The organism is Actinocorallia aurantiaca (genome assembly GCF_039533685.1).
GTDB lineage: Bacteria > Actinomycetota > Actinomycetes > Streptosporangiales > Streptosporangiaceae > Actinocorallia > Actinocorallia aurantiaca.
Window position 1 is genome coordinate 26,003 of sequence record NZ_BAAATZ010000020.1, and the last position, 26,851, is coordinate 52,853.

28 protein-coding genes and 1 pseudogene are annotated in these 26,851 nt (G+C 64.9%); 6 read left to right on the forward strand and 23 right to left on the reverse strand.

From position 1 onward, the window contains the following. Window positions 1-26: 26 nt before the first annotated feature. The 5 genes from ABD327_RS23660 to ABD327_RS23680 are packed head-to-tail and all read right to left on the reverse strand — an operon-like array spanning window position 27 to window position 3,986. Entirely contained in the window at window positions 27-335 is a 309-nt protein-coding gene (locus tag ABD327_RS23660) for a hypothetical protein (protein WP_344452857.1), read from the reverse strand. Between the two features lie 12 nt (window positions 336-347). Continuing rightward, on the reverse strand, window positions 348-983 hold the full coding sequence (locus tag ABD327_RS23665) for a hypothetical protein (protein WP_344452858.1): 636 nt from the start codon (window positions 981-983) through the stop codon (window positions 348-350). Then, a complete protein-coding gene (locus tag ABD327_RS23670; RefSeq protein WP_344452859.1) occupies window positions 980-2,881 on the reverse strand; it encodes a toprim domain-containing protein in 1,902 nt (633 codons plus the stop codon). Before ABD327_RS23670 ends, ABD327_RS23665 begins: the two co-directional genes overlap by 4 nt. Continuing rightward, window positions 2,878-3,708: a DUF2637 domain-containing protein gene (locus ABD327_RS23675; protein ID WP_344452860.1), complete on the reverse strand. Its 831-nt coding sequence runs from the start codon at window positions 3,706-3,708 to the stop codon at window positions 2,878-2,880. The genes ABD327_RS23670 and ABD327_RS23675 overlap by 4 nt, the downstream gene beginning before the upstream one ends. Further along, on the reverse strand, window positions 3,705-3,986 hold the full coding sequence (locus ABD327_RS23680; protein WP_344452862.1) for a hypothetical protein: 282 nt from the start codon (window positions 3,984-3,986) through the stop codon (window positions 3,705-3,707). Before ABD327_RS23680 ends, ABD327_RS23675 begins: the two co-directional genes overlap by 4 nt. A gap of 144 nt (window positions 3,987-4,130) precedes the next feature. Between ABD327_RS23680 and ABD327_RS23685 the strand changes: the two genes are divergently transcribed. After that, window positions 4,131-4,568: a hypothetical protein gene (locus ABD327_RS23685; protein WP_344452863.1), complete on the forward strand. Its 438-nt coding sequence runs from the start codon at window positions 4,131-4,133 to the stop codon at window positions 4,566-4,568. Here the strand turns inward: ABD327_RS23685 and ABD327_RS23690 are convergent. The 5 genes from ABD327_RS23690 to ABD327_RS23710 are packed head-to-tail and all read right to left on the reverse strand — an operon-like array spanning window position 4,525 to window position 9,233. Then, window positions 4,525-6,228: a relaxase/mobilization nuclease domain-containing protein gene (locus ABD327_RS23690; protein WP_344452865.1), complete on the reverse strand. Its 1,704-nt coding sequence runs from the start codon at window positions 6,226-6,228 to the stop codon at window positions 4,525-4,527. The two genes, ABD327_RS23685 and ABD327_RS23690, sit on opposite strands and share 44 nt — an antisense overlap. 23 nt (window positions 6,229-6,251) lie before the next feature. Then, complete coding sequence (locus tag ABD327_RS23695; protein WP_425547196.1) at window positions 6,252-6,725, reverse strand: plasmid mobilization protein; 474 nt, start codon at window positions 6,723-6,725, stop codon at window positions 6,252-6,254. A gap of 52 nt (window positions 6,726-6,777) precedes the next feature. Beyond that, on the reverse strand, window positions 6,778-8,247 hold the full coding sequence (locus ABD327_RS23700) for a hypothetical protein (protein ID WP_344452868.1): 1,470 nt from the start codon (window positions 8,245-8,247) through the stop codon (window positions 6,778-6,780). Further along, window positions 8,248-8,610, reverse strand: a complete 363-nt coding sequence (locus ABD327_RS23705; RefSeq protein ID WP_344452869.1) for a hypothetical protein — start codon at window positions 8,608-8,610, stop codon at window positions 8,248-8,250. 50 nt (window positions 8,611-8,660) lie between these two features. Beyond that, window positions 8,661-9,233: a hypothetical protein gene (locus tag ABD327_RS23710; RefSeq protein ID WP_344452870.1), complete on the reverse strand. Its 573-nt coding sequence runs from the start codon at window positions 9,231-9,233 to the stop codon at window positions 8,661-8,663. Window positions 9,234-9,450: 217 nt separating this feature from the next. Between ABD327_RS23710 and ABD327_RS23715 the strand changes: the two genes are divergently transcribed. After that, window positions 9,451-9,906 (forward strand): XRE family transcriptional regulator, encoded by a 456-nt coding sequence (locus ABD327_RS23715; RefSeq protein WP_344452871.1) that lies wholly within the window; start codon window positions 9,451-9,453, stop codon window positions 9,904-9,906. A 101-nt stretch (window positions 9,907-10,007) separates the two neighbouring features. Next, complete coding sequence (locus ABD327_RS23720) at window positions 10,008-10,511, forward strand: 2'-5' RNA ligase family protein (protein ID WP_344452872.1); 504 nt, start codon at window positions 10,008-10,010, stop codon at window positions 10,509-10,511. Window positions 10,512-10,586: 75 nt separating this feature from the next. On the opposite strand, the gene ABD327_RS23725 is transcribed toward ABD327_RS23720, so the two are convergent. The 10 genes and pseudogenes from ABD327_RS23725 to ABD327_RS23770 form a co-directional block, all read right to left on the reverse strand. After that, window positions 10,587-11,144, reverse strand: a complete 558-nt coding sequence (locus ABD327_RS23725) for an MAB_1171c family putative transporter (RefSeq protein ID WP_344452873.1) — start codon at window positions 11,142-11,144, stop codon at window positions 10,587-10,589. Then, window positions 11,086-11,778: pseudogene (locus tag ABD327_RS23730) on the reverse strand (MAB_1171c family putative transporter); the annotation flags it as partial. The gene ABD327_RS23725 and the pseudogene ABD327_RS23730, both read right to left, overlap by 59 nt. Next, complete coding sequence (locus ABD327_RS23735; RefSeq protein ID WP_344452875.1) at window positions 11,775-12,314, reverse strand: hypothetical protein; 540 nt, start codon at window positions 12,312-12,314, stop codon at window positions 11,775-11,777. The pseudogene ABD327_RS23730 and the gene ABD327_RS23735, both read right to left, overlap by 4 nt. Before the next feature lie 27 nt (window positions 12,315-12,341). Further along, window positions 12,342-12,686 (reverse strand): hypothetical protein, encoded by a 345-nt coding sequence (locus tag ABD327_RS23740; RefSeq protein WP_344452877.1) that lies wholly within the window; start codon window positions 12,684-12,686, stop codon window positions 12,342-12,344. Window positions 12,687-12,915: 229 nt separating this feature from the next. After that, a complete protein-coding gene (locus ABD327_RS23745; protein WP_344452879.1) occupies window positions 12,916-13,305 on the reverse strand; it encodes a hypothetical protein in 390 nt (129 codons plus the stop codon). A gap of 58 nt (window positions 13,306-13,363) precedes the next feature. Then, complete coding sequence (locus ABD327_RS23750; protein ID WP_344452880.1) at window positions 13,364-13,600, reverse strand: hypothetical protein; 237 nt, start codon at window positions 13,598-13,600, stop codon at window positions 13,364-13,366. 663 nt (window positions 13,601-14,263) lie between these two features. Next, entirely contained in the window at window positions 14,264-16,384 is a 2,121-nt protein-coding gene (locus ABD327_RS23755) for a hypothetical protein (protein WP_344452881.1), read from the reverse strand. Window positions 16,385-16,419: 35 nt separating this feature from the next. Then, window positions 16,420-18,600: an ATP-binding protein gene (locus ABD327_RS23760; RefSeq protein WP_344452882.1), complete on the reverse strand. Its 2,181-nt coding sequence runs from the start codon at window positions 18,598-18,600 to the stop codon at window positions 16,420-16,422. Window positions 18,601-18,614: 14 nt separating this feature from the next. Next, entirely contained in the window at window positions 18,615-19,145 is a 531-nt protein-coding gene (locus ABD327_RS23765) for a hypothetical protein (RefSeq protein ID WP_344452883.1), read from the reverse strand. Between the two features lie 868 nt (window positions 19,146-20,013). Continuing rightward, on the reverse strand, window positions 20,014-20,862 hold the full coding sequence (locus ABD327_RS23770; protein ID WP_344452884.1) for a hypothetical protein: 849 nt from the start codon (window positions 20,860-20,862) through the stop codon (window positions 20,014-20,016). 317 nt (window positions 20,863-21,179) lie between these two features. On the opposite strand from ABD327_RS23770, the gene ABD327_RS23775 reads away from it, so the two are divergent. Both ABD327_RS23775 and ABD327_RS23780 read left to right on the forward strand, forming a co-directional pair. Beyond that, the gene (locus ABD327_RS23775) at window positions 21,180-22,115 is read left to right on the forward strand and encodes a S8 family serine peptidase (protein ID WP_344452885.1); all 936 of its coding nucleotides are present in this window, start codon (window positions 21,180-21,182) and stop codon (window positions 22,113-22,115) included. Continuing rightward, window positions 22,115-22,570, forward strand: coding sequence for a hypothetical protein (locus ABD327_RS23780; protein ID WP_344452886.1), 456 nt, complete (start codon window positions 22,115-22,117; stop codon window positions 22,568-22,570). Before ABD327_RS23775 ends, ABD327_RS23780 begins: the two co-directional genes overlap by 1 nt. Before the next feature lie 463 nt (window positions 22,571-23,033). On the opposite strand, the gene ABD327_RS23785 is transcribed toward ABD327_RS23780, so the two are convergent. After that, complete coding sequence (locus ABD327_RS23785) at window positions 23,034-24,179, reverse strand: acyl-CoA dehydrogenase family protein (RefSeq protein ID WP_344452887.1); 1,146 nt, start codon at window positions 24,177-24,179, stop codon at window positions 23,034-23,036. 99 nt (window positions 24,180-24,278) lie between these two features. Then, entirely contained in the window at window positions 24,279-25,097 is an 819-nt protein-coding gene (locus ABD327_RS23790) for a hypothetical protein (protein WP_344452888.1), read from the reverse strand. Window positions 25,098-25,261: 164 nt separating this feature from the next. Between ABD327_RS23790 and ABD327_RS23795 the strand changes: the two genes are divergently transcribed. Then, entirely contained in the window at window positions 25,262-26,242 is a 981-nt protein-coding gene (locus ABD327_RS23795) for a DMT family transporter (protein ID WP_344452889.1), read from the forward strand. Here ABD327_RS23795 and ABD327_RS23800 read toward each other — a convergent pair. Further along, window positions 26,229-26,831: a TetR/AcrR family transcriptional regulator gene (locus ABD327_RS23800; RefSeq protein WP_344452890.1), complete on the reverse strand. Its 603-nt coding sequence runs from the start codon at window positions 26,829-26,831 to the stop codon at window positions 26,229-26,231. The genes ABD327_RS23795 and ABD327_RS23800 overlap by 14 nt on opposite strands. Window positions 26,832-26,851: the final 20 nt, after the last annotated feature.

Below are 26,851 nucleotides of genomic sequence, written 5' to 3' on the forward strand. Positions count from 1 at the left end.
CATCAGTTCAGGCTGTAGCCGCTCGGTCAGTCAGACAGCTGCCTGGACCGGATGAGCTTCACTCCACCGCCCAGATGGTTCGGCGGCGTGGCCGGTCTCGGTGCTCTCGTAAGAGGCTTTTCAAGCTCGTCCTCGCGCTTCGGCCAGAGGAAAGCGGCTGGCCAAAGAGCGAGCAGGGCCACGGGCATGATGAAAGCCAGGGCGTTCAGGAGTACGAAGTAGGAGAGTTCTTCCCCTCTTCGGAGTGCCACGATCACTGTGGGGCCGATGAAGAGGAAGATCACCGCACTGACGAGCAGCGCGATGCCCTCGTCTCGGCTGAGCAGGTCGTGCATGGTCCCTTCCTTTCAGCGGGTCGGACGTCGAGTCCTCTCGAGCCTGGGGCCTCGGTATGTACCAGGGTCGGCGAGCCGGGAGCTGATGGTGACGGCTTCGGCGATGTCGTAGGGAAAGTTTTCGGCTGCCAGGTCTGCGGCGTTGGCCGTCAACTCTGGGCGTTGCCTGCCGGGCTGGCCTGTGCGGACTCCGGGGTCGCGGGCAAGGTAGGGCAGGGACTCACGCATGGCGTCGAGGCGTTCGTTGCCGGCCTCTCGGAAGCGGTCGTAATGGGACATGCCGTGAGGGTGCAGGCCGCGTAGGCGTTCTTCGCAGCGGATGACGGCGCGAGTGGCATCCGGGCGGTCGTTGGCGAAGGGCACAGCCTCGGTCCACATTTCGAGGACTTCGAGGAAGGGAGCCTTCTTCAACCAGGTGGGGTCCAGCGCCCTGGCAAAGCGGGTGTAGGCCTGGGAGTAGGCCGCCGCGATCTCCGCTTCGGCCTCTCGTTGAGAGGCTTCGTCTTCGGCTTGACGGGCGGCTCTTCGCCTTTCCTGGAAGTTGAGGATTCCTCGGGTGGTGAGCGAGCCGACTGCGACCAGTTGGACAAGGCGCTGGCCTCCTTGGGCGAGGGCTTCCTGGAACGGGTCGATGTTCTGCTCGGTCATGGGGACCTCCTAGGTGTTCTCGGCTGGCGGACGGGGCGGAAAGGCGTAGCGGGTCGTGCGGTCGTCGGGTCCGGGGGTAAGGGGAACGTCTCTGAGGCCTGGGCCACTGGAGAGACCGCTGCCACCACGTAACCGGTCATGTCGCGGTGATCGAGTCCGAGGCGGTCGCAAACTCTGGCCACCCGCTGGGAGACCTGGGCGGGGGGCAGACGGGCGATGATCTCGGCGGCGACTCGGGCCGCGGCCAGCCGGGCTTCCATCGACGTGGCCAGGGCCTCGGCGTGTTCGATCGCAACGTCGATGGCGAGGTCGGCCAAGGGTCGTTCGGCCTTCAACGCTTCACGTACGCCTGCATGACCTTGGCGGATCAGGATCTCTGCGGGGTCCTGTTGTTCAGGAAAACACACGGCACCGACAGTTCCCTTGAGCTGCGACAGCACCTTCCATGCCCGCGCCGCTCCCCTACGACCAGCAGGATCGCCATCTAGAGCGATGAGGGGTCCTGCTCCGGTGAGGTCTACGGCGTGGGCCAGGAGGTCGAGTTGTTCGGCGGTGAAGGCGACGCCACTGGGGGCTATGGCGGCGTGCGCGTCGGAGGCGAGGTTGACGGCCCAGACGTCGAAGGCGCCTTCGACGATGACGGGGCGCGCCCCGGAGGTGAGCTTCTCTTGGACTTCGTGCAGCCCGTAGAGGAGGTGGCCTTTCTTGAACAGGGCGGTCTCCGGGCTGTTGAGGTATTTGGGGGCCTCACTGCCCGGTGCGGCCCTGCCGATGAAGCCGACCACGCGACCCTGCGGGTCTCGGACGGGAAGGGTGATGCGGTCTCGGAAGAGGTCGTAGAGGCGGCCGTTCTTGGCGCGGACGAGACCCGCAGCAAGGAGCACGTCAGGGGTGTGGCCTTGGCCGGTCAACGTGTTGAGCAGGTTGCGCCAGCCTGCGGGGGCGTAGCCTGCCTGCCACTGCTCCTGGACCTTGACGGGGAACCCCCTGTCGGCCAGGTACTCGGGAGCCCATGAGGATGGAAGCTGCGAGCGGAAGAATGCGTGGGCGGCCTCGAGCGCGTCGTGTACTTCCGTGCTGGCGCCTTCCGACTGTTGTTCTCTGGGAGAGGCTTCCGGTCGTCTCTCTGCGGTTTCTGTCTTCTGCGCTGTGGCCTTCGATTGCTCGTGGAGCTGTCTCTGAAGGAGGGAAGCCGCACGGAGGATGCGGGACCCGACCTCTTTGATGGCCAAAAGGGGCCTGGCTCGCTGGTCGTTCCCCGCCCAGGAAGAGACATCGCGATTTCCGGTTCGGCTGGGGGCAAGGCCGAGGGAACGCGTGACGAGGAAGGCCACCGCATCGGCTTCAACGCGGCCGACACCGACGCATTCACGTCCCATCTGATCGAACTCGCTTCGGTGAAGGACCTGATGGGCGAGTTGGTGGGCGAGAGCGAAGGACGCTTCGGTGTCGTCGGCATCCGGATCGATGGTGATGCGCAGCCGTGGGTCGCCGAGGTAGTTCCACTGATGCCCCCTGTCGACGTAGAGCCGACGGGTGACTGCGACTCGGCGAAGCTGCTCCCATGCTTGGGCAGGACTGAGCGGAGGGGCCGGTTCCAGCGATGGCCCGGTGGTCTGGGCGAGGTCGAAGACCGAACGTGGCTTGCCCTGTCGGGACAGGATTCGGATCGCGTGTTCTCCTTTGCGGATCCGTCGTCCGGCCTGCTGCCATTCCTCGAAGGACTTGACCTGTGTCGCTTCACGTTGAGCGCCGATCAGCAGGACGTTCGTGAAGCCGTACTGTCCGTAGGAGGTCGCTCGTTCGAGGACGGTCGACCAGGGCAGTTCTCCTCGGTGTAGGCGTCCGAGTTCTTGTCGAGCGATGATCTCCAGCAATTCGGCGAGGTCGTCTCTCACGGTTGCGCTCCGTCCAGCCGGGCCCGAGCGGCTTTGCCGATGGTGGCGAGCTTGTCGTTGGCCACCGCATAGCCCTGGGCTCGCAGACGACGTCCGAGATTGACGTTGCTCAGTCGCATGCCGTCGGTCTCCTCGACGGAGAGCACCTGCTGGGCGGCGGTGACGAGTTCGTCGAGGTCGTCGTCCTGGTGGGCGTCGTCGGTGGGCTGGATGCAGAGGGCCAGTCGGTCGTTGAGCGGCGCCTTCCAGCGCCAGCGGAACCGGCCGTGAGTCTGCTGAAGCCTGGAGACCGCGACGAGCCGTTCCTGCTCCAAGACCAAGCCTTTGGGGTAGGAGGTGATCTGCCACAGCACCATCCGTCGCCAGAGCAGCAGGGTGGAGACTGGGGCGAGCAGCCACCGGGAGGCGGGAATCTTCTCCCTGCGGGTCCCTGCTGCGAGGCCGGCACGCTGCCGGATCTGGTGCCGGACTCCTTCGGTCACGGTGATGAACAGGACGGGCATGGCCGCGTGGGTGATCATGCCTGCGAGGTCTCCAGCGGCCGCGGTGACGTTCACGATGACGGTGCCGGCGATGTAGGCCCAAGCGATCCAGCGCAGAATCGGCCAAGCGAGGTTCTGCAGTTCCAGCAGCAGGTCCCAGGCGAGCAGGACGAGAATGCCCAGGTCCAAGCCGATGGGGACGATCCAGGCGAGCTCTTCACCGAAGTACGGCACTGAGGCGTCCCGGACGGTGGTGAAAGAGCCGATCGCGCCAAGGACGGCGAGGGCCGCGATCATCGGGATGAGCGCGCACTGGCACCACAGGATCGTCTTGGCGGTGGTCACCGCTGCCTCCGGTTGACCATGAACTGGACCAGGTCGATGACACCGTGGAGGTCGTCGGTGCTGCCGAGTAGGCGTCCGTGCGGGGTGACGAAGGCGTAGGCGCCTTCGGCTCCGGCGCACATGACAGTCTCGGTCCACAGGCCGCGTCTGATCTTGAGTTTCCAAATGCCGTTGTGCGGTCTGCGGATCGTCACGTGCAGGCCGTTGCCCACCAGGTGCCGGTGCAGGTCGAGCAGCAGGCGCTGCCTCGTCTCCAGATCGTTCTCGGCTGTCGCCACCGTCGACTCCCCCTGAGTGTCGAAAGCTGACGAGATGAGAGCTCGTCAACTAAGGTTCTTGGCGCAGAGAACTTTGCATGATCAGATGCGATCTCGTCAACCAAAAGCAACCACTCGGCGTGTTGTCATCTTTGAGGAGTTAGCGTGGTGGAGACGGTGGCACCGGCGGCCAGCCTGGCCGACAAGATCGAGTGGCTCATCCACCACTCATGGCCGGATGACCTACCGCCTGCGGGCACCAACATCGAAATCGCCCGAGCGATCTCAGGTCGGACGGGCGAGGACATGTCCTCCACCACCGTGTGGAAGCTGCGCACGGGTCGGCAGGACAACCCGCAGTTCAAGACCCTGACGGCTCTGGCGACCTTCTTCGGGGTGCCGATCGGCTACTTCGGGTTCGCCGAAGAAGCCTCATCCATCGACGAGGACCTCACGTTCAAGGTGCTGCTGCGGAAGCTGCGCAGCGGGGAGATCAAACCGGAAGTACTGCGGGCGCTGGTCGACCTGTCTCCGAAGTCACGGTGGCTGATGGACGAGCTCATCCTCGCCGCGGCTGCCGCCGACCGGCGGGCCGAGGACTGAACTTCGCCCTGGGCTCGGGCACGGAGAGCGGGACGGCGGCCGTGGTCGCCCTAGCGCGGCTCGTTTCGTCGGGGTAGCGGAGGTGGGCGGACGATCGAGCAGCGGCTTCGGCTTGGGCACGGCGGCCCTCTGCCGCTCGGAGCTGAGCGACGGTGCCGGTGAGAGCGGTGAGGCCGGCGACCAGGACGAGGAGGTCCACGGTCGTCTTGTCTTGGATGAGGCCGGCCATGGCCATGACGCGGGCAGCCGTGCGCAGGCCCTCCCCTGCTCTGGTGGGCTTGGGAGTGCGACCGTCCGGGGCTCGGGCCGCACGGTCGTAGGCGCGGGCGGCTCGGTGCAGGTGCGGGTTGCCGGTGGTCTGGGCTGCGACGTGCAGGACGTCGGAAGCGGCCCAGGCGGCGTCACGGGCGGCTTGAGGGTTGAGGGTGATGCAGCGGCGAATCTGGTCGCTGGCGTGGTCAGCGGCTCGGGCTGCGTCGTTGTAGATCGCTTGGAGCTCCTCGTGGGTGAAGTCGGGTTCCTGCTCGGTCTGGTTGAAAAGGCGAGTCAACCTGGGCAGTGTCAGGTCGTCGGCCAGCTGTCCTCCGCTGTACCAGCGCGGCTGGTCATCGCGGTCGCGGTGGCCAGGGAGCGTCACGGCGTAACCGGTGACCTGGCCTGGGGTCCGGTCGCTGTGACGGACACGCAGGAGCAGGCCCGCTTGGTCGAGGCGGGTCAGGAAGTCCGTGGTTCCGGTGGCTTCGGCTGCGCAGGTTCGAACGGTCTGCCGGAGCACGGCCTTGGCGGTGCCGACGGAGAGTTGGGCGCCTGAGAGCGGATGCCGGGACGGGCCGTTCGGATCGTGTCCGGATGGCGCGGATGACCAGCGGGCCCGGAGCTTCGGCAAGGTCAGATCCGGGGCGAGCCGTCCGCCGCTGAAGTAGATCGGTTGGTTGCCGCGGCCGGTGTCGGCTGGGAGGGCGACGGCGTAACCGGTGATCTGGTCCGGATTCTGGCGGCTGTGGCGGAACTTGACCAGAACGCCTTCGTCCTGCAGCCGGGAGAAGAACTCCTTCTCGCTGCGTGCTCCTGCGGCGCAGGTGATGACGTGCCGTCGCAATGAGACCCGTGGAGCCTCTGGACGGTGGTGGCGTCTTGCCTGTTCCGTCTCTCCTCTGGTCGGTCTCTTTGCTGCGGTCCTGTCCGCTGGGGCCGTCTGCACGAAGCCGTTCTTCCGCTCGATCCGGCGCAGCGCCGCCCGTCCTTTGATCGCGTCATTGCGGATATCGGGCCGTTGACCATCCTGCCTGGCGAGGGTCGCCACCAGATGGATGTGGTCGTCGGCGTGACGGACCGCGAACCAGCGGCAGCCGTCGTCGTCTCCTTTTTTGGCCAGGCCGGTGGCATGCATGATCTCTCGGGCGATCTCTGCCCACTGTTCATCCGTGAGGATCGGATCGTCCGGATGAGCGCGGATCGGGTAATGCCAGACCGGCCTGGTCAGCCCGAACTCTCCGAGCAACGCCAGCGGTTGCATCATCAGCTCGTCCAGTGTTCGGAAGTCCGGGCTTCCGTCACTCCTACGCGCGGGCTCCAAGTCCTCGACCGGGCGGAATCCAGCGATGACATGCGGGTCGTGGTGCTTCCCGTGGTTGTCGGGGCCGAGCACGTAGCGGATCAAGCCCTGAACCCGCTTCCCTCGGATCACCTTCCCGACCACGACAGGTGAGCCCTTACCCGAGCGGTCAGCTCGTCCACCCTCCGCAAGGTCCGGTCAGCCGCCGCCGCATACACGACGAATCGTTCCGCCTGCTCGCCCGTCGCGTTCAGCCTGGCCACCACTTGGTTGAACAGCACGCCGATTTTCCGGACCTGCCCTGTCGTCAGCATCAGCGCCTTCAGCAGGTCACGCATCGTCTCCTGCTCTACCGAGTCCAGGCCTCGCACGTGCGTCATGCACACCTGCGCCGCATAGGCCCCCTTCGACAAGCCCTGCCGTTCGGCGGCCGAGGAGAACGCCGCGTACTCCTCCTCGTTGAATCGCATCTGAACCAACCGCCGCCGACCTGCGCCCTGGCGTGGACTGCGTCGACGTGGTGCACCGGGCCTGGCGAACACGACCTCCTTCTGGGACCGCGCTCGGTCCCTCCCCCGCTGGACCGCGCCCGGTCCAGGCACAAGTCATACTTGTGTATCTCTTGCTCGGCGCAGCCGCGCTCTGTGGGCAAGCTCAGCCGGGCGTCAAGCGGGCGCCCTTTCCAGGACCTCTGCTCCGCGTTCGAGTCGCTTCTGGACCAGTGAGACCGAGTGCTTCCCGGGCCTGGAAAGGGAAGCTCTCTGCGGCCAGGCGGCCAGGGCGTCGCTCGTCGGCCGAGACCAAGAACTGTGTCGCTCGTCCGAGAGCCTGCTGAGCTTCAGCGGCGGTGTTCCTCGCTTGGAGATAGCCTCGGTAGAGCCGCTCGTGACGTAGCTTCATCTGGTTCTCACCTTGCGGGGTCAATCCGGTCGGCTGGCCTGACTTCAAGCCGGCCAAGGCGTTCGACGCCACCGCTACGGGAGCCTTGATGGCATCCTCCACCGCCCTCGTGATCATGTACACGTCGACGGCTTCGGGAGCGAGCACCTGCGGTCTGACCAGCTTGGTCACAGCATTGGCGCTCGGTCTCCATTCTCGATCCGCGTACACCAGCCGGCCGAGTCTGACCACCAGTTCGCCTGCGTCGCTCATCATCTGGTCCAGCTGGGATCTTCGGTCGCAGGAGACCTCCCGCCACACGGCTGTGACCCCGGTCCATTTGTCGGCCAGCTCTCCGACCGCCATCTCCGCCTCGGCCAAGGCATCGGTCGCTTCCGGCAGGTCGAGCCGACGACAGCGTGCCATCAGCAGGCGCAGAATCTGTCCGCTGATCTCGCTGGTCATCAGCGTCGACGTCGCCAACGACCTCCACGTCCGCGCGCTCTGCGGCACGCCCGAGGCCTCCAGCCACTGGACGTTCGCCCTTATCCCGGTAAGAGCTCGCTCCCTCCCTTCACCTCCTCTGAGCGGTATTCGTTCAGGGAGCAGCTCGATTTCGTCAGCGCCTGCCTCGAGTGCGGCTCTGGGTTCGGGCATGGTCGTGGCCCGCAGCCCTTGGTCCTCCGGGCTTCTCTTGGGCTTCGCGTGCAGGATCGCTTCACTCAGCTTGGCTACCGCGTCGGTTCTGCCGGCCTTCTCGACGACCCTCAGCAGCTGACTGGCATAACCGTCCACTGCTGTCAGCAGCCATTCCGTACTCGACGGGCTGGCGATGACCTCGCTCTGGGCAGTGGTCGGGAGCAGGCCTCTCTCGCCCACTTCGAAATGCGCCGACAGCAGGTCCAGCCCGCAACCGAGCGCCTGGCGGGCCATGAACAGGCTTCGAGCCAGCTCGCAGCGCTCCGGGACGCTCTCTTCATCTCCTTGAAGAACCGAAGCGGTCTCCCGCAAAGAAGCCGCGCAGAGCCGGGCCCTCCGCGCCGCCGCAGTCTCTCGTTCCTGAGCTCCGAAGCCTGTTCCGACTCGCTCGGCGTACCTCGCCAGCACCAGTGCCGTTTGGCCCAGCTCGCTGATCGTCGATCGTTCTCCTGCCTGCCATGACAGCTCCAGCGGCTCGAGCCACTCCATCGTCTCCGCCCAGTGGACGTCAGCGACGGCAATCAAATCCCCGAAGGTCGCTCCCATCTACAGCAGCGCCCTCTGCAGTCTGCTCACGTGTACAGCCGCGTCCAAACAGGCGAGCTTGTCTTCGGGGTCCTGTGCCAAGTCCACGGCCTTCTCCACAGAAGCCGCCACTTCGGCAGCCAGTCCCCCGGCTCCGGCTCTGCACTCCCGCTCCTGCTCCTGCTCCTGCTCCACGCTCTTCGAGAACGTAGGCGCTGTACTCAACGAATCGAGCGCATTCGTGGCCTCGAGATCCACCGGCCCCCACCGCATCGAATTGCCCGGAGTCTTCAACTCCGTGCGAGCCATCGCCTGCAACTTTTTGAGCAGGCCGGCTGCGATGCTGAGCTCGCTGCGGAGCTCTCTCGTCGTGCTGTTCGTCAAATCGAACACTCCTTGGTCGGGTCCGTCTCCGCTGGTGAGGACGGAAGAGATCAGATGCGGCATGAGGCCAACGCGCGGAACGCCTTCTCCTCGGTCATCGTCGAGCTCTCGCGCAGCAGCTCGCGGGGGGACTCGAAGCCGCACAGGCTCATAGCGTCCCCGAAGGCATAGACAGCCGATCCGTGCGGCCAGGGCCCGAACATCAAGCCAACGAAGTGGTGGTTCCGCGCGCGCTGAAGGGTCTGAAAGACCACATCGAAATCGACACCCGGAGTCGTGAACCAGCAGGTGTAAGACTTCCTGCCGCTCTTCCCTGTCGGCTCGGCTTCGGCTTCCGCCATCTCGCCCTCCAGGTACTCGATCGCGTCCTCCAAGAAGTCGCAGACCCTGAGACGGGGTGCGAAGAGCTCCCAGGCGATGTCATCTCGACGTCTCCCGAACAGAAACCCCAGCTCTCTCCGGTCGACGACCACCTGCGTCCGCTCTGAACCGTCGACGAGGAGACGCGTCAGGAGGGCTCTCCTGACGCCTGAGGTCTCCTCCCATGTCTCAGCGCACCCGCCGACCTTCCTCTCTGACACGTTGCCCCTCGGAAGCACATCGCTTCTGTCGGCCAAGGCCATCGACCGTGAACCATTTCCCCGAATCACCCTATTTCCCCCATTGGCCACCGTTGAACTCGCATCATCTTGACGCGAGAATCGATCCAGCGAAATCACCTTTGAGTGATGCCGATGATCGAGAGGCTAGAAACAGCCGGGCAAGGTTGTCAATCACCTGATCGAGAGACCATCATGTGTGTCTTGCACTCCAGATGAAAACACATAGAGGACAAGTGGCGTGCCACCCGCAAAGGAAATGAAATCAAGTGACAAGTCTGATTTGTCAGAGAAGATTGATCTCCTCTTCAGAACCGTGTACCCGGCCGACCGGGGCCCCTACTCACTACAGGAAGCCGCGGAAGGCATAGAGCAGCTCACCGGAGAGAAGGTCTCGCACAACACCCTGTGGAAGCTTCGCACCGGAAAATCCGATAATCCCACCAAGCGCGTACTAGAGGGGCTGGCTAAGTTTTTTGGGGTGAGTCCGGCTTATTTCTTCCAAGAGAACGTATCTGAAGAAATCAGACACCAGATTGAGCTGCTCTCCGTCCTGCGCGACACCGGCATCCGCGGCGCCCAACTTCGCACTTTCTTCGAACTCTCACCCGAAGGACAGGAGATGGTGGCCGATTTGATCGTCAAGGCTGCCCGCATCGAGAACTACCAGCGCAGGTCATCACCTCACGAAAGTTGACGCCCAAGGCATCTGGATACACCGTTCGTTGCCGTACAAGACCCTGAACCGACACGGAGTGCACCGACGTGGCAGATGAGCCGTCTCCTTACCGGACCGGAATGACCGCGTTGATCGTGGCCGTTCCCGAAGCCGAACCCGTCGTGGGGCGCTGGCGGAATCGATACGACCGCTCGGCCTCTGCCGGCGTCTACGCTCACATCACCGTGCTCATCCCGTTCCTCGACACAGACCGGATCGACACCGCGGTCGTCGGCGAACTCACGCGGATCTTCGCCGCCCATCGGGAATTCGTCACCGAGTTCCGCCGCACCGCACGCTGGCCCCAGATGCTGTACCTGCCGCCGGAGCCCGCCGACCCGTTCAGCCGCCTGACCGCCGACGTCGTCACACGCTGGCCCGACTGCCCGCCCTATGGCGGCAAGTACGCCGACACCTCCCCGCACCTGACCGTAGCGATCCATCAACCCGATCCCATCCTTGACCAGGTCGACAAGAACCTCACAAACCACCTGCCGTTCTCCGCCACCGTCGCCTCCGTCGACCTGGTCGCTTTCGAGAACCGTGCATGGCACCATCGCCACTCCTTCAAACTGAGCCGATAGCACCGGGCATCGAAGCTCCGCGAGCAAGGACCCGTCGAGGTCCCCTATCGGGTAGCGGCCACGAAGAAGCTCTTCTCAGGCATGAACCCAGCCCTGAAGCCTGAGCGCCGAGGGCATCGCTTCTGCGACCCTGGCGAGCCAGGAAGCCTCCCCCGTCAGATCAGCCGCGTCTTCACCCAGCGAGGTGCTCTCCTCGCGCATCTCGGCAGGAACTCTCTTCCGGTAAGCGTCCAGGGCCAAGGCGATCAACGCCGCCTCGACGGCCGCGGCCCGGTCCCTACCGGTGAGGCCCTCTCGTTCTGCTGCCGCGTTCACGGCTTCCTTCAGACCCGAAAGCCGGTAGGGCGAGAGAGCAAGCAGCCCGTCACGAATTTCGATCACTCTGCGCTGCAGCTTCCATCGCGAGCCGAGGTCTGCAGTGCTCGGCATGGCGATCTGGGGAAACTCCTCGTGCAACATGCGCCACAAGGGGCCGAGCCTGTGGTACAGCCGCCGGTCCTTGGACGAGCGCACAGGAGCCGCCAGGACCGGACCCCACGTCGGCCACCGCGATGAGCAGCACGGCCACCACGGGGAACGCCACCGAGAACAGACAGCCCACAGGTGAGACCACCGCGGGACAGGGAGCACCATGGCCACTCAAGGGCAAGGCGAACCCGAACGCCTGCGACTGGACGAAGACCGCCTTCTCAAAGAGGTAGGCCAACGCGACCACGCTGCCGACAGCGACGATCCCCAACCCCAGACGCAAGGTCGGCCTGCGGGCGTAACGCGCGTACCGAACGCTGACGAGCAGAAGATCGACCATCGCCTTGCCGAGGAGAACGACATAGATGTCGACGTAGACGACGAGCGCAGGGTTCTCTCCGTAAAGCTCCCCGAAGTCGCCCACCCTGGCGGGCATCGGACTGCTCAGGAACATCCCCGCCATCACCGCGATGGCAACCGCATACCCGACCACCTTTCTGCGGGTCATCGACCTGGCCTGCTCCGGTGGATAGCTCAGGCCCAGCAAGTGCGACACGATTCCCAACGCGGCCAGCAGCGTGCACACGTTGGACAGCAACCGCCCCAGGTTGGGGAAGATCCGGCTCTCGACCTCCTGCGCGGAGTCCGACAACAGCACGAAGGCCAAGCCCAGCGTCGCCAGCAGAAAACACAAGGCGAGCTGTCCAGGCCGGCGCGGCCCCCTACGCAGTCCGCGCGCCTTCAGCACGGCAGCACAGAAGGCCACGGCCGCGATCGAGAAGAAGACGACATCGATCATGAAGACCCCCGCCTCTGCCACGAAGCAGAACCCCAGCTCGCCTCCAACCGGCCGAGCACCTCCACAACATCCGGATCCTCGACCGGCCGAGACACCCGGCGCTCATCAACCCGAGCCAGCACGAGACTCGCGAAGTACTCCGCCTGCCGCTCCTGCGGATCGCCGTATTCACTACGGCCGAGGACCATCTTCACGAGGGACGGATCAAGATCGGGAAAGAGGGCGGGAGCCAACTCCGCGATGCTCAACCCGCACTCCTGGTGCTTCAACAGCAGATGCCCGATCTCGTGCAAGGCGATGTGCTCACGATGGTAGGGACTCGTTCCCTCCACCGTGTAAATACGGTCGACGGTATCGGACGGTAGAAACAAGCCATTGGGGGAACCGGTATGAAATGTCAGAATAGGGAGGATCTCCAGGGGACGGCCACGCCGTTCCTGTAGAAGTTCACAGAAAACCTCGAAATCCCATGGATTAGGGATTTCAAGATCCCTAACGAGATCCTGGCATTGTTCTCGCCGGGCGAGATCTAGCAAGTGAACCGACCTCTGCGACTACGGCTCCTACCCAGGGAGCCTGGCATCCGATACAGAAACCACACCTTCGCTATTTTCACGGTCAAGGTCAAGCAGAAAATGCAGGATGCAGCTTCCACCCGCAGACTTTACCCAATCCCCTCCGCGCTCACGAGACCAAGAGAGCATTTCGGGCATTCCATGACATACCGCGCGCCTCTGTTCGCCCCGCAGGAATAAAGAGCGTCCGCCCCAGTGAGGATTTGCCATCTCCTCAGCCAAACCGCGCACCTGCCGCCAGCCCATGACCAGCACCCCCACGGCCGCCCGCTGAAAAGACTCAGCCAGCTCTTCGAAGCGCTGCTGCGCCTGTCGCTGAACCTTGCCCTCCACCTGGCTGCGCCTCCTTCCTCCGGCCCTTGCCCGCAATCCGCACAGCCGCCGACCGCCTCGCCGCCCCCCGAGGCCGGCCCCGAACCGTCCGGCCAGGTGCCCCGGCAGACCTGTTCTGCCGACGGCACCTCTCGACGAGATCCTGGCCTCCCCTTTCGCAGAGGCTGTCACCACCGCCTTCTTCGCCGGCGTCCCGTTCCCCGGTGGCATCCATCAGCCCCGACAACCCTCAAGACCTCCCGGTCACCGTCGGAGTCGGAGTCGGCTGATGTCTCTCGAACACATATCCCTTGATCAACCGCGCACCACCATCGGGATCGAAGACCCAGGTGTGGTCCTGGCAGATCTCACGGCCCAACCGCGCGAGCTCCCGCCCACCCGCAGTCCTGGCCACCAGATCCCGCTCGCACTCCCTGTCCAGAACGATCAGCCGAATGAGGTCCGGAGGCACCTCCACATCAACCGCCTCGCCGTCATGCTTCACCACCGTGACGACGACGTCCTCGCCGGTGTCGTTGAACACGTTGATGCGATGGCCATTCGGCTGGCAGGCGACTGACGACACCACCGCACACAACACGACGAAGCCCCACCCCGCCCTTCCCGCCCTCCCGCTCACGGCAGAATCCTTCCGTCCAGCGCGAAAATACCCGTGAGCCCAATCCCGAACATCGGATTCATCTGTTGTCGAGGCAGCAGAAGACCCGGACTTCCTCTTCGGAGAAGACCTTGAAGGGCAAGCCCAGGTGGCCATCGAAGTCAAGTGAGGTCTCTTCCTCAAAGATGTGGAAGCCGAACTGGGCGCAGAAGGGACACGCGGAGCGGATGACGGGAATCAAATCCGCGCCGCCAGCCTGGGAAGACATACGCGCAGTACCCACATAGGCCGAGCCTGAGCCGAAGAGCGAAGGCATGATGCCGCCTGAGCGAAGCGGTCCGCATCCCCTGATCGCAGCAGGTTCCACCTGCCTGGCATCCGCCATCACCCAGGAAACAACGAAGGCACCCTCAGCGTTTGCCTTTACGCCGTAGATTCACAAGTCGACCCAAGCCTCAGATCGACGACCTCCGCCAGAGCGACGAGACCCAAAACCGTCCAGGCCCGAAGACCGGCAACACCCCGTTGATCACAAACCACCCCTACCGGCGGGGACAGTCATGTTCAAACGAACCGGCGGCAGTGTCCGAGGCGTAGCAGCGCGGACCAACCGAGAGCGGCCCAGGCCAGGTGATCACGTTCAATCCCGCGGACGAATCGCGGACGGATGATCAAAGGCCCCACCTCCCCGAAGGGAGATGAGGCCTCTGACCTGCTACTTTATGGTCGGGACGACAGGATTTGAACCTGCGACCCCTTGACCCCCAGTCGAGTTCCGATGTTCATCAATCACCTTAAGCAGTTACCTCTCCTGCGAAACTACAGGTAGAGCACTTGCCCCCCCGATGACGTCCAACCGGTCCTCGGCCGACCACGCTCTGCCTGCGGCATGAGCGGATGTTCCGCTGTGGTCGTTCAGGTGCTCGAAGCTAGACGGGTGTTCGAGGGATCTTGGGTGGGGTCGCGAATCCGGCGCGACCTACTTCATGTCCGACGGTTTGGTCCGACTGCCAGGAACGCTTACGGTGACGATGTGCCTTGGGACCGGATCGCCGGGCACGTCGAACACTGTGTGTCCGACGAGCGCGCTCAGGTGTGGCGGCGGTCCGGTGGGGTCAAATGCCTTGTGGCGGAGCGCGACCAGGAATCCGATTCGGATGTCCGTGGTCTGATATGTGACCGCCTGCTTGATGTACGCCTGCTTGTCGCTCAAGGACTTCTTTGTCGAGTCGACCTTCATCTCGATGCAGATGCTAAATACGCCGAACTTGAGTCGCAGGTCGATCCGGCCACCACCGACGTGCTGACTCTCGTACTCGGTGATCGCGCCGTGGCTGCCGGACTTCAAATAGTCAAGGAGATCCTTGTGGATGTCATCCTCGACGGCCTTCGGATCGAACAGGTATGGGTATAGGTCCGATTGAGCATTGGTCCGTGAGCTGACGAACTGGATGATCAACCGAAGAACGTCATTCACGGCATTCTTCGGCTCTCCGATGTAATCGGGGCTGGCACCCAAGCAGCTTTGGATCGCGGAGTACAGGCCAGCCTCGACCAGGTTGAGGCTGTGCCTGCCGATGGTTGCGTCGCTGACTGCTTTGGCAAGTTCAGCGAGGGCCTCGGGTGACATTTTCTCGGCGAGTTCGATCGCCGCTGCGGATCCTGGTGAAACGAGCTGGTTGAGGGGCTGCGGCAGCGACGCGGTAGCCGTGCCGCTACCGCCTTTTCCCGGTTCTGCACCGGCCAATGCTTGCGCTTTCGCCGCTTGAAGGACCGCTTGTGCAACCGAGAGCTTCTCGGTGACCTCGCGTTCACGGTCGCCTACCGCGGTTGCGAGTTCCTGCTCCAAGGCGTGGGTGTGATCTTCAAGATTGCTAAGCAGGCCTGCCGTCCTGGCGAACCCCGATTCGATGACTGGCTGGACAAGCCTGAGTAGGCCGTCGATGTCCTCCTCGTGGGAGACCACTGCGGTTGAGCGTGAGCCCATGTAGATCTGGAGCAGGTCGTCGACTACGACCTCGGCCTTGTAGAAGCTGTCCCGTTTGAACTCTTCCCGGAGCCGGCCTAGGTCGTCGGCCAGTTGAGTCCATGCCAGCAGCGTTGCTCGCTTCGGATCTCCGTACCAGTGGTTCAGGCCCATGGACGTTACGTTGATGCGGCGAACCCGCTCTGCCAGGTCGGCCAGTGCGTGTGGTTCGAGCCGAGAGGTCGACAGGGCGTCCACATTCGTCCTCAGCGAGGACTCGTCGAGCAGCGCACACAGAACTTCGACCACTGTCAGGAGGATGCTGGCGTCCTCGCGTTCGTAGGTGTCCCATGCGACCTGCAAGTACTCCGCGGAGGCTTCGAGGTTGCGGAGCATAAGGGGAAGATTTGCGGCGCGGAGCGCGCTGACCAGCTCGATTCCCGCCAGCACCCACGCGGCATCGGAGGCGATGTCCTCGGGGGCGGCATCTGGACGCGGCTGGCCAGCTGGAGGGTCGATCCCAGCGACAAGGCGTACGACCGTGGCAAGCCTCGCGGCGTGCGGCCAGTGGTCAACAGCGACACCGACGGCGCGGACAACTGCGATGCCGAGCGGCTTGGGAAGCGGCGTGTCGAAGCGCTCCAGAAGAGCCAGCAAAGCGAACGGCGATCCAATTCCACTCAGAGCAAGCCGGGTGCGGGCCTCCAGCGCGCCTGCTGTTCGCAGTGCGGCACGGCTGTCCGGATCCGGCAAGTCGAGGAACTCTTGAACAGCGTTCTCCAGAGCTTTGGCCAGGACTGTGCCGACTTCCTTCAGCGCGGGTCCGCTGGTGAGCAGAGCTTCCAAACTGTCGATCAGGATGGCCGGGCTCATGGTGGAGGTGACTGCAGTCGACACGCGGCGCATGGCTTCGGAGTAACTGTCTGTTCGGCCACCGGAGTTGGCGGCCTCTTGCGCGACCAGGTACGCCAGCGGGGGAAGCACCGGGCTGTCGGCGAGGTCAGCGGCGTCCCGAGCTAGTCGATCCCAGCCGCCGAGCGTGGCGAAAGCGCCCTCAACCAGCGGTTCTCCCGCGCGTGCTCGAAGGAGTGCCGTGAGGTCCCCTTCCAACTCGCCGGCTATACCGCTCCTCATGGTGTTCCTCTCGTCAGCACGTATCGTGCAGCTTCTCACCACACATAGGAATTACCCTCTGCGACGACCCGGTTAGCTTCCGGAAGGAGTTCGACGAGCGGTGCAGCATTGCGGGTAGCGACGAAGATTTGCATCTCGGCCTCACCCGCGACACCCTTCAATGCCTTGACCATGGTGGCGAGGTCTTCCTCCGGCATCTCCTCGGCGGAAGGCGAGTCGAGGACGAGGAAACCCGGGTGACGCCCGATCCCCTCAACGTAGCCGTGCCGGATGAGGGCGATGGCGGTCGCGATCTTGACCCTCAGCTTCTCGCCAGCCGTCAGACCGGAATAGATCTGCTTGACGCCGTTCTCGCGGAGCGCCATGGAGGCAGCGCCACTGAGCGCGAAGGCACTGAGGTTGTCGGCACCGAAGCTCTGCGTCAGGCGTTCGATGTCGGCGGAGATCTGAACCAGCATCGGGTCCTGATCGTTCTTCACCCACTTCTTCAGCACCTGCTCGGCTGCTTCCACGACGGCGAGCTGTACCGGGTCTACCGGGTCAACCGTCCTCGGGTCACTTGACCGAGTCAGCGCCCCTAGAGCGCCTTCAGCGCGAGCCAAGTCCAATTCGAGCGTACGTCGTTCACTCGCGGCCGTAAGCAGTTCACCCCCTACCTCGACGCGTGCAGCCAACTCGCCCCGCTCCCTGGTCAACTCCGCGATCTTGCCAGTCAGCTTTGCCACCGCGGCTTCAGCGGCACTCACCGCGGTTTGGGCCGCTCCGACCTCGTCCACGGGGCCTTCTTCGGCATTCCCGTCCTCGCCATTACCCCCGGACGTCCCTGTGACCAAGTCGCCCACGAGCTGGTCTGGCACTGACGCCGCCACGATGACATCGGACTGGAGCGCTTCAAGATTCAGTTCACTGGCGCATACCGAACACTCATGTTTGTCCGGTTCCGCCGCCTGCCGCTCCGGAGTGACCTGCGCGGCGCAGCGCGGGCAAACCGACGGACGCATGTGATGGAAGAACCTGGCCGCGAGCGCGTCCTCGTACTTGGTGTGCACGCGGGCCTTCACCGCCTTGAGCTGCTGACGTGCTGTTTCGGCAAACGAAGCCTGCTCGATCAGCCTCACCTCAAGCCTGTGAATCTGTCGTGCGAGGTCAGAGGCGCGGGCCGCAGCGTCGAACATCCCCTGCACGTCCAGCGTCGCGGCGGGCAGCTTCCCAAGTTTCGCGCGAAGGTCCTGGAGGTGCTTCTCCGCCGCACTCCGGCTCGCCTCCACCACTTCACCCGCCGCCTGCGCCTTGTCCTTTGCGGTGGCTCGCGCCGTATCCATACCGCGCCGCGCCGTCATCGCGGCAGCCTGCACCGGTGCCCAATCCGTACCGATGAACATCTGCATCATCCGCACGCCGATAGTCTGCTCGTTGCCAACGATCGGATCGAGCTGGTTCGCGCGGACCACGAACGAGCTGGAGTACGCGGGCCACGCGTGCACCCGCGCCGTGGCGTCTGTCCAGACGGGGATGTTCTCCAACCGCAATCGAGCCATCATCAGCGAACCCATAACGCCCTCGAAGTCTGCGCCGATGAACTGCCCGATGACCGTCGACCTGGTGTCAGAGTCGACCTCCGTGACGCTGACCACCTGCCCGGTGGCCACCCCGTCTACCGCGTCAAAGCCAACCCGAAGCTGCTCGGTACCTACCTGCCAATCGACCTCGACATGCTCAATCCAGCTGCGGACGTCGTTCTGGAATTGCGGACACCTACCGGTCAGCGACCACATGAGAACGTTCAGGATGGTCGACTTGCCACGCAGGTTCCTCCCCGAGCCAATCCCGTTAACACCGGGCTGCGGCGACCACTCGAACTGAAAGGGGACCTGCGCTTTCGGTCCTGGCTGCTCGTCAACCTCCGGTGCCGCACCAGCCCCGACCGAGCCAACCGCGGGGGAATTCTTGTCAGCGACTGGCCGGACCCACTCAGGGAGGTCTGCCGCATCGACCAGCCGGTGCCCTGCGGCATCAGGGTGATCCGGTTTAAGCCACTTCGTCCCCCTAAAGTGAATCCGGGTCGCGCGCAGGGGCACGGGAACCGCCTTGGTACCGCGGAGCGGCACGCCGAGCTCGCTAAGGATCTTGTCGACCTCGTCGACGGTGAGGCTGAGTGGACCGCCGGCTCGACGCTTGGCCAGGACGTTAACGACCTCCGCGCTCAGAGCGCTCATGTCCAATCCCCCTTCTATTCGACGTATCCAGCAGCAGATTCGGGCGCGGCTGCGCTCAGCGCGTCGAGCCGTTCGCGCACCCGCGACGCGATGGGCGCGATGTCCACCCCCAATTCGGTCCCCGCGTACGCGGCCTGCCGGTATTGCCGGTCCTTCAGCGCCTGTCCACCGTCGTCGGCGGCGACCAACGCGACCAACTTCACCTGCTGGTGATACCACCCCAGAGTTGGATCCTTCGCGAGCTCGGCGACCGCAGCGGCTCCGTGCTGCGTCAGGAAGAACTGGTTGCGTTTGCTCTTTTTACCTGGCTGCCCAGTACGGCGCAGCGTGGCAAGGCCATACGTCTCAAGGAGGGAAAACGCGTCATCGAGCTGCTCGTACGCGCCGAAGAACCACCGCGGCATCGGGTACCAGCGCAGGTCAGGCTCCGGATCGTCCAATAGCGACCGCGCCATGATCAAGTAGCTGGGGTCCGCCGTACCCGCTTCCACCATCGACACCAGCTCGTCGGCGAGGTAGTCCGGGTTTCGCAGCCAGAAGTCCATCGCCTGGAGCCGCAGCTCGCTTCGAACAGCCTTGACCGTTCTTGGGGGATCTCCATCCGCTGTCGATGCACCGCATCCATCCAGCAGAGCAAGCAATCGAATGGCGTGCTGGGTCCGCGTCGCGGCAGGGCGACCCTCTGTACCTGCAGACTCTGCAGCGGTAGCCATCTTGTCCAACTGGCATTCTCCTTAGAGATACCGCTACTCGACCAAGCGACCTTCACTAAAACGGCAGTCGGTGTGCGCGGACGGCAGCGTGGCGCCCCGCACGGCACACAATCACGTCTCCAAATACATCGGACCGATGCAACCACCCGTTACCTATCGACGCCCTATGTAATTGCTGCCGTACGTAACTGGTGCTGGATAGCTGCTGGTGCAGATCCGTCAGCCGTGGCAGGTCGTACTGCTCGGCGACACGGTCCACCCCATGACCCCCAACCCGGGCCAGGGCGGCTGCCAGGCCATCGAGGACGCCGGCGTCCTGGCCGCCGATCCGGGAACCCCGCCACCTACACCGATGCCCGGCTGCGCCGCACCTCTCGCGTGGTCACCCTCAGCGCCCGGGCCAACTGCGTGCACTGCGTACGCAATCCGCTCGCCGTGGCCGCCCGCGACAACACGGTCGCGCTCCTGTTCCGAGTCAGACCACGACTCGTCTTCGCCAGCCTTCACTCGATCATTTCCTGGCAGCTAACGGCCTGAATCCCAACGGTCTTCAAAGTTGCACCGCAGCGATTCCAATCACAGCGAGCAGCCCAGGTGCGGCCGACTGATCCGCCGCCACGACAAGAGCCGCATCGCGGCAGAACAGGTTCTGCCCCTGAAGCCGAACAACGCACGGTCCGCGGCAGATGAGTGCGCCTTCTTAAGGGCTAGGGAGGATCGCGGGGGCGCTCGTCGCGGGAGGTGAAGAGGGCGGTGTGACAGTGGGTCCGCCGCGTGGCAGCAACCAGAGTATAAGGACCATCACCGACAGCAACCCCAAGGCAATACTTGAAAGGAGCACTGCTCTCCGCAGGCGTCGGGCGGTACCACCGGCTTGCTCGCGACGTATGCGGTCGTAGGCACGGACCTTGCCGATGGTCGTCGTCTCCACTTCGGTGGGCCAGCCGTATGCGGCGGTGTAGCCGTTGATAAGAGCGGCTGCTGCTACGCCGAGAGCGCTCAGGTAGAGCAGCGCCACCATGATCCGGCCCAGCGTGCCGATGCCCGCGAGTGCATCTTTCACGGCGACTAGTCCAGCCACGGAGAACAGCCCGCAGAGCGCGGTCACCGCCCCGATCCATTTCTCCGCCGCAGCTCGAAGCCGATGTTCCTCCGTACGCTCGTCGACAGAGAGCCGATGTAGGGCTGGAAAGAGTGTCGGGTCAGTGCAAGGCTCGATTGACCACGTCCGATCCGACAACTGCCGAACGAGCACCATCCAAAACCGGCCGCATCCGGCCAGCACGTCTTCCGGGCGATCTGGGTGGCCATTCTCGCAGTTACAGAGGATCTTCCGGGGGATTCCTTCGACGAAGCCATCATCGTGTCCGATTCCGGCAGGAGAGCCGCCCAGCAGGACGCGCGGTTGTATTTCGGTCAGGCAAGAATCGTGGCAATGAAAGCACCGTCCGACGAGGCGAAACTCGCCATGTGCCTGGTCGACGCGCCATGAGGCGAGGTCCGTGCTCGTGGGAAAAAGTTGTGCGGCCTGATACGCGGGAACGTTCATTCGTCACCTCGTAGAGCGGCTGGTCGGGACGGTCGCTAAGAATTATCCTTGCATGGATTTCTGGAGGGCAGTTGAGCGCGACTCGGCCAGGACTGGTAAGTGCGCGACAGGCCACCAGTGTGCCCCGGCGCGGTGTCGGGGATGCAGGCTCTCGTCCGCCCCGGGTCGGGTTCACCAGCATCGTCGGCACACTCTCCGACCTGTCTGCCGTCATTGACGGATGGGATCGTGCGACTGCGCTCTTCGGCGGCCTACCGCCTCCGCGGGTCTTGCCCCATCCTGGCGAGACGGGCCGTCCGCTTGGGGAGCCAACGGACTTGAGGGTCGCCGTCGTGGAGCATCCCGCAGGCATCAGTGGTGCCCTCGCCCGCACACTCCGCACTTATGTCGCCCGCATTGCCACGTCGAGGGTCGACGTTGATCCTGGCTACTGGCTCGAACCGGCAGCGCGTGTCGCCCGGTCTGCCGTGAACCCACCAGTGCCGAAGTGGACAACGCTTTGGAACGAAGAGCGGCAAGCCGTGGTTCGCGGTTTTCCACGGCCAAGGCTCCCCGTCTCGGTAGCTGGTGCACACGGCGCAGAGAGTCTAAAACAGCCAACTCGGGTCCTTCTTCTCGACACCGGTGATCTACGTGCCGTCCGGCAGGAGATCTTTCTTCTTGGACAGAGTGACCGTCCCGACGACCCGCCGCCTGATTGGCACGGTCACGGCACCTCCCTAGGTGATGTGATCCGGCTCCGCGCGCCCAAGGCCATCGTTACGGCGTTGAGGATCTATGAACCGGAAGCTCGCTACTGCGCAAGCGCGACGCTGCTGGCAGCTCTGACCTGGGCACTTCATCACTTCGCCGGAGCAGACGTCGTTTGTGTAGCTCAGCGGGCCGTGATCACCGAGCCGCACGCTTCGCACGTCGAGGTCCTCGAAAGGATCCTGGGGCATGCCGTCGCCCATAAACTAACTGCGCCGATCGTCGTCTGCGCGGCAGGGAACTCGCCTGGAGGGCGCGAACTCATGGCGCTGCCCGCGATAATGCCGGGCGTCGTGACGGCCCGCGCCATCGGGTGGAGCGGAAATGTTCTCCCTTATAACTGCCGTCTCCCGCGTGATCAAAGAGTCGACATAGTCGACGCCTATGGGGGCGAGGAGTCCGATCCTATCGGTGTGACGGCCGACCCAGGTCATGGCGCAGTTCGGATGGTGGGGAGTTCCTACGCCGCTGCCCTCGTTACCGGGGCGTTGGCTGCAGGCTGATGCCTGGTCTCGACGAACAGGACCCGTCAGCCAACCAGATTGTGGAGGCGCAAGCAGTCTTCTACAGCGCGCTGCGATTTCTTCGGCCGCTGCGGGAGAACCTCCGCGAACAGCCATCCGACGAGCGACCGATCCCCCTGACGCTCCGGCACCTCGGCACGTCACTGGCGGACATCATCAGAATCCGGCAATCCCATAATCTGCCGCCGGAGGCATTCCCCATGGAGCTTTGGGACTATGTGACAGCGCTTCTGGACGAAGTGAACAATCGCCCCGAATCGCTAGACTATCGCACGCTCGCGCAGTACATTCCTCACGTCTTTCAAGCAATCAAGACGGCTTGCGCAGTGTCCAATATATCGCTGCCTGACGACGTCACCTTCGATGCCCGTAAACCTGGACGGAGCATGGTCACCAACCAGATCGCATCGCGCCCCCGGCGCACGGACCGATGAACTGCACGTAGCACGTTGAGCAGGCATCCGGTGACGTTCCCATCTCACATAGGAACATCCGGACATCGGCATGAGAGGACGATCGAGAGCACCGCACTCGCAGGCGGTTTCGTCTGTGGGACCAAACTGAATCACTGGCCGTTGAGCCGCGAGGACTCAACGGCGATCGCTCCATGATCAAAAGAAGCAGGCGACAGTAACCGCGGACAGACCACACGGAGACGACAGCGGTCATCGTCCGGGTGGTCGACCACCCGGTGCCCGACCGGCATGGCGAGCACATCCGACTCATCATCCCTCGCCTGCCACCTCGCCCGAGAACGAGCACTCTGGACGGGATGGCAGGGGGTGCCACAAGCTGCGAGGGGTGGCTACGGGGACACACGGGGTTCACCCGTCTAACTTTTCTTCTAACTTTGTGTTAGCGTACGACTCCAACGAGTTCATGAAGGTGCTGGTCAGGCTAGAGGCCGAGGTCTCTGGAGATGATCAGCTTCATGATCTCGTTCGAGCCGGCCCAGATCTTGGTGACGCGGGCGTCGGCCCAGGCTCGGGCGGCTCGGTATTCGTTCATGTAGCCGTAGCCGCCGTGGAGTTGCACGCAGGTGTCGATGACCTGGTTCTGGATCTCGGAGGACCAGAGCTTGGCCTTGGAGACGTCTACGGTGGTGGCTTCGCCAAGGACGTGGGCCTCGGTGCACTTGTCGACGTAGGCCTGGGCCACGTCGAGGCTGGTGGCGAGGTCGGCCAGCTGGAAGGCGTTGTGCTGGAAGGAGCCGATGGGCTGGCCGAAGGCCTTGCGCTCCTTCACATAGTCCAGGGTCTCGTTGAAGATCTGGGTGGCGTGGGCGAGGTTCGTCACGGCGGTGCCGAGGCGTTCCTGCGGGAGGAGCTTCATCATGTTGACGAAGCCCATGCCCTCTTCGCCGATCATGTTGTCGGCGGGGACGCGGACGTCGCTGAAGAAGAGTTCGGCGGTGTCGGACTCGTGCTGGCCCAGCTTCTCGAGTTTGCGGCCGCGTTCGAAGCCGGGGGTGCCCGTCTCCACGGCGAACAGGGAGATGCCCTTGGAGCCCTTCGAAGGGTCGGTGCGGGCGGCGACGATGACCAGGTCGGCGGAGTAGCCGTTGGTGATGAAGGTCTTGCTGCCGTTGATGACCCACTCGTCGCCGTCGCGGACCGCCGTGGTCTTCAGGGCGCCGAGGTCGGAGCCGCCGCCGGGCTCGGTCATCGCGATGGCGGTCCACAACTCGCCGGTGCAGAACTTCGGCAGCCAGCGCCTCTTCTGCTCCTCGGTGGTGAGCTTCACCAGGTAGGGGGCGCAGATGTCGGCGTGGATGCTCATGCAGGAGGCGAAGGCCAGGGCGACCTTCGAGAACTCCTCGTTCACCACGACGTTGAAGCGGAAGTCGTGGGCGCCGGAGCCGCCGTACTCCTCGGGGATCTCCAGGCCCAGCAGGCCGAGCTTGCCGGCCTCCAGCCAGACCTCGCGGTCGATGGAGCGCTGCTCCATGAAACGTTCGTGGTTCGGGATCAGCAGGCGCTCGACGAAGCCGCGCACGGTCTCCCGGAAAGCCTCATGGTCCTCGTTGAACAGCGTCCGCCGCACGTCGTCCTCCAGTCCGCTGGGCGCCCGTCCATTAAGCGCGCGCTTAATGTACCGGAACGCCGGGAGTACCCCGATAGGCGGGGCACTCCCGGCCGGCGTTCAGACGCTGCGGCGGCGGATGTTGATGTAGGCGGCGGCGCAGCCGAAGATCAGCAGGAAGACGCCCGCCGCGATCAGGGCGAACCCCTGGATGCCCAGGCCGTCGGAGGGCTCGTCCGCCGCGACGGGCACGGGGGTGCTGCCGTCCTCGGCGTTGACCTGGAGTTCCGGCTGGTCGATCCCGCCGGGGACCTTCGGCAGCTTCGTCGTGGCGGGCGTCGCGGTGCCCGTCGGGGTGGCGGAGGGGCTCGCCGACGAGGGGGTGGCGCCGGGCTTCGGCTTCTGCTGGTCTCCCGGACCGCTCCCCTGGCCGTTGTTCCCGCCGTCCGGCTGCTGCGGCTGGTCCTGGACGGGCTGGTCCGCAGGCGGCTGCTCCGCGGGAGGGGCCTCCGGCGGGGGCTGGGGGGCGGGGGCCTGGCCCGGGCAGGTGTTGGCCAGGTCGAAGTAGCGGACGAGCGGCAGCACGAGCAGCGAGCCGTCCACGACGGCGGTGGCGCCGGTGAGGTTGGCGCCCCGTTCGGACGCCACGTAGGCGTCGCGGCCGCCCGCTCCGACGGTCTGGGCGCCGCCGATGTCGAAGGTGGCGGTCACCGACTCGAAGGTGACGTTCCTCGGCGCCTCTTCGAGCGTGAAGTGCCAGCCGTCCTTGTCCGCGGGCACGGGGCACGCACCTCCGGCCCTGGCCGCGGCGTTGAGGGGGGTGTCCTGGCGGAGCCGGAGGGTCTTGTCCGCACGTGCCGAGGCATGGACCGCACCGGGGGTGCAGAGGACCACCGCCGCGGCCAGGAGCACCGCTCCCGGACCGTTCAGCAGTCTCATGGGGCGCGCCTCCCTGAGAGATCGGGTAGAGAGTGAGGATTGTGCCACATAGGGTGATCAAGTCGCATTAGGTGATATCTGGCCGAGATAACAATCCCGACAGCCGTCCTCTAAGGTGTGCGACGGAGAGAGCCAGATCACACTTTCAGATGAGGAGCACCGACTTGGACGGAGTCAACCTGGGTTCGGTCGGTGCGGCGCTTCTCGGGACGAGCGTGTACTACGTGGCGTTCCTCTTCTTCCGCCAGGCGGCCTCCCGCATGCCTCCCCTGCGCGGCAGCCGCCCGTTCCACGCCGCCTGGAACATGCTCACCGACGGGGTCTGGTTCACCGGCGGGATCCTGCTGTTCATCGGCCTGGCCTACGAGGTCATCGCCTTCTCCTCGCTGCCGCTCGGCGTCGCCCAGCCGGTCTTCACGGTGAGCCTCGTGCTGCTGCTGGCCTACGCGACGCTCTTCCTCGGCGAACGGCTCAGCGCGCGGGAGTGGACCAGCGTCGCGATGTTCGGCGTCGCGACGGTCATGCTGGGGCTGTCCGCCGCCGAGACCGACGGGACCGACCTGGCCTCCCGCTCCCCCACCGCGCCCGAACTGATGCTGGTGACCATCCCCCCGCTGCTGATCGCGGGCCTGGTCTGGCTGGTCGGCGACCGCAGGCGCGGCGGACGGCACGCGCGGCCCCTGGCGGGCGTCGCCTACGGCATCGGGGCGGGCGTCTGCTCGGGCGTCGCGGAGACGGGCATCCGCGGCATCGCGGCGGTGTGGGCGAGCGAGGGCACCGTCTGGGCGCTGGTGACCTCGCCCTTCCCCTACCTCACCCTGGGCATGGCCGCCATCGCGCTCGCCCAGCTGCAGATCGCCCTGCAGCGCTGCCGGATCACCATCGTGGCCACCCTCATCACCGTCACCGGGCGGACGATGCTCGTCCTGTGCAGCCCGGTGCTCTTCGACGAGCCCTGGCCGGACGGCCTCGTCCCCACCGTGCTGCGCACCGGCGGCTTCGTCCTCACCCTGCTGGCGATCGTGCTGTTCCCCCGGCACGAGATGCCCCGGCCCAGCGTCGCCCCCCGCTACGGGCCGCGCCGCCGGGAGCCCGCGCCCGCCCCCGCACGGGAGGACCGCTCCCCGCAGCTCAATCGTCCGTGAGGACGGTGAGCCGTCCTCGCAGGATGGACATGATCAGCGGGAGTCGCTTCCGCTGGTCCCCTCCGCGCAGGCGGGTGCCGCGGAACAGGTCGAGGGCGAGTTGGACGAGGTCGGCGAACAGGTCCGGCGGCAGGGCGTCCAGGCCTGGCAGCTGCCCCGCGATCTCTTGGATGTCGCGCCGGTAGGCGTCCAGCAGCGGGTCGAGCCTGGCCGCGAGGGCCGGATCGGTGCGGGCCGCGGCCATCAGGTCGAGGAAGACCTCGCTGACGCGGTTGGAGCTCAGCTCCGCCAGCATGCGCAGGGCCGCTTCCAGGGGATCCTCGTCCCGGGGCGCGGCGTCCAGGAGGCCCTGCATCGCCACGAGCTGGCGGCAGGCGACCTCTTCGGCCACCGCGATGTAGAAGTCCTCCAGGGTGCCGAAGTGGTGGAACAGCGCGGCCGGCGCCAGCCCGGCGCGCATGCCGACGGCCTGCGGGGTGCAGCGGACCGGCCCCAGTTCCAGCAGTGCCTCGATGCCCGCGTCGAGCAGTCTCGGCACCGCCTCCTCGGCGCGCCGGCGAAGGCCCCGGCCGACCGGGACGGAGCTCACTCGCCGCCTCTTTGCGTGAT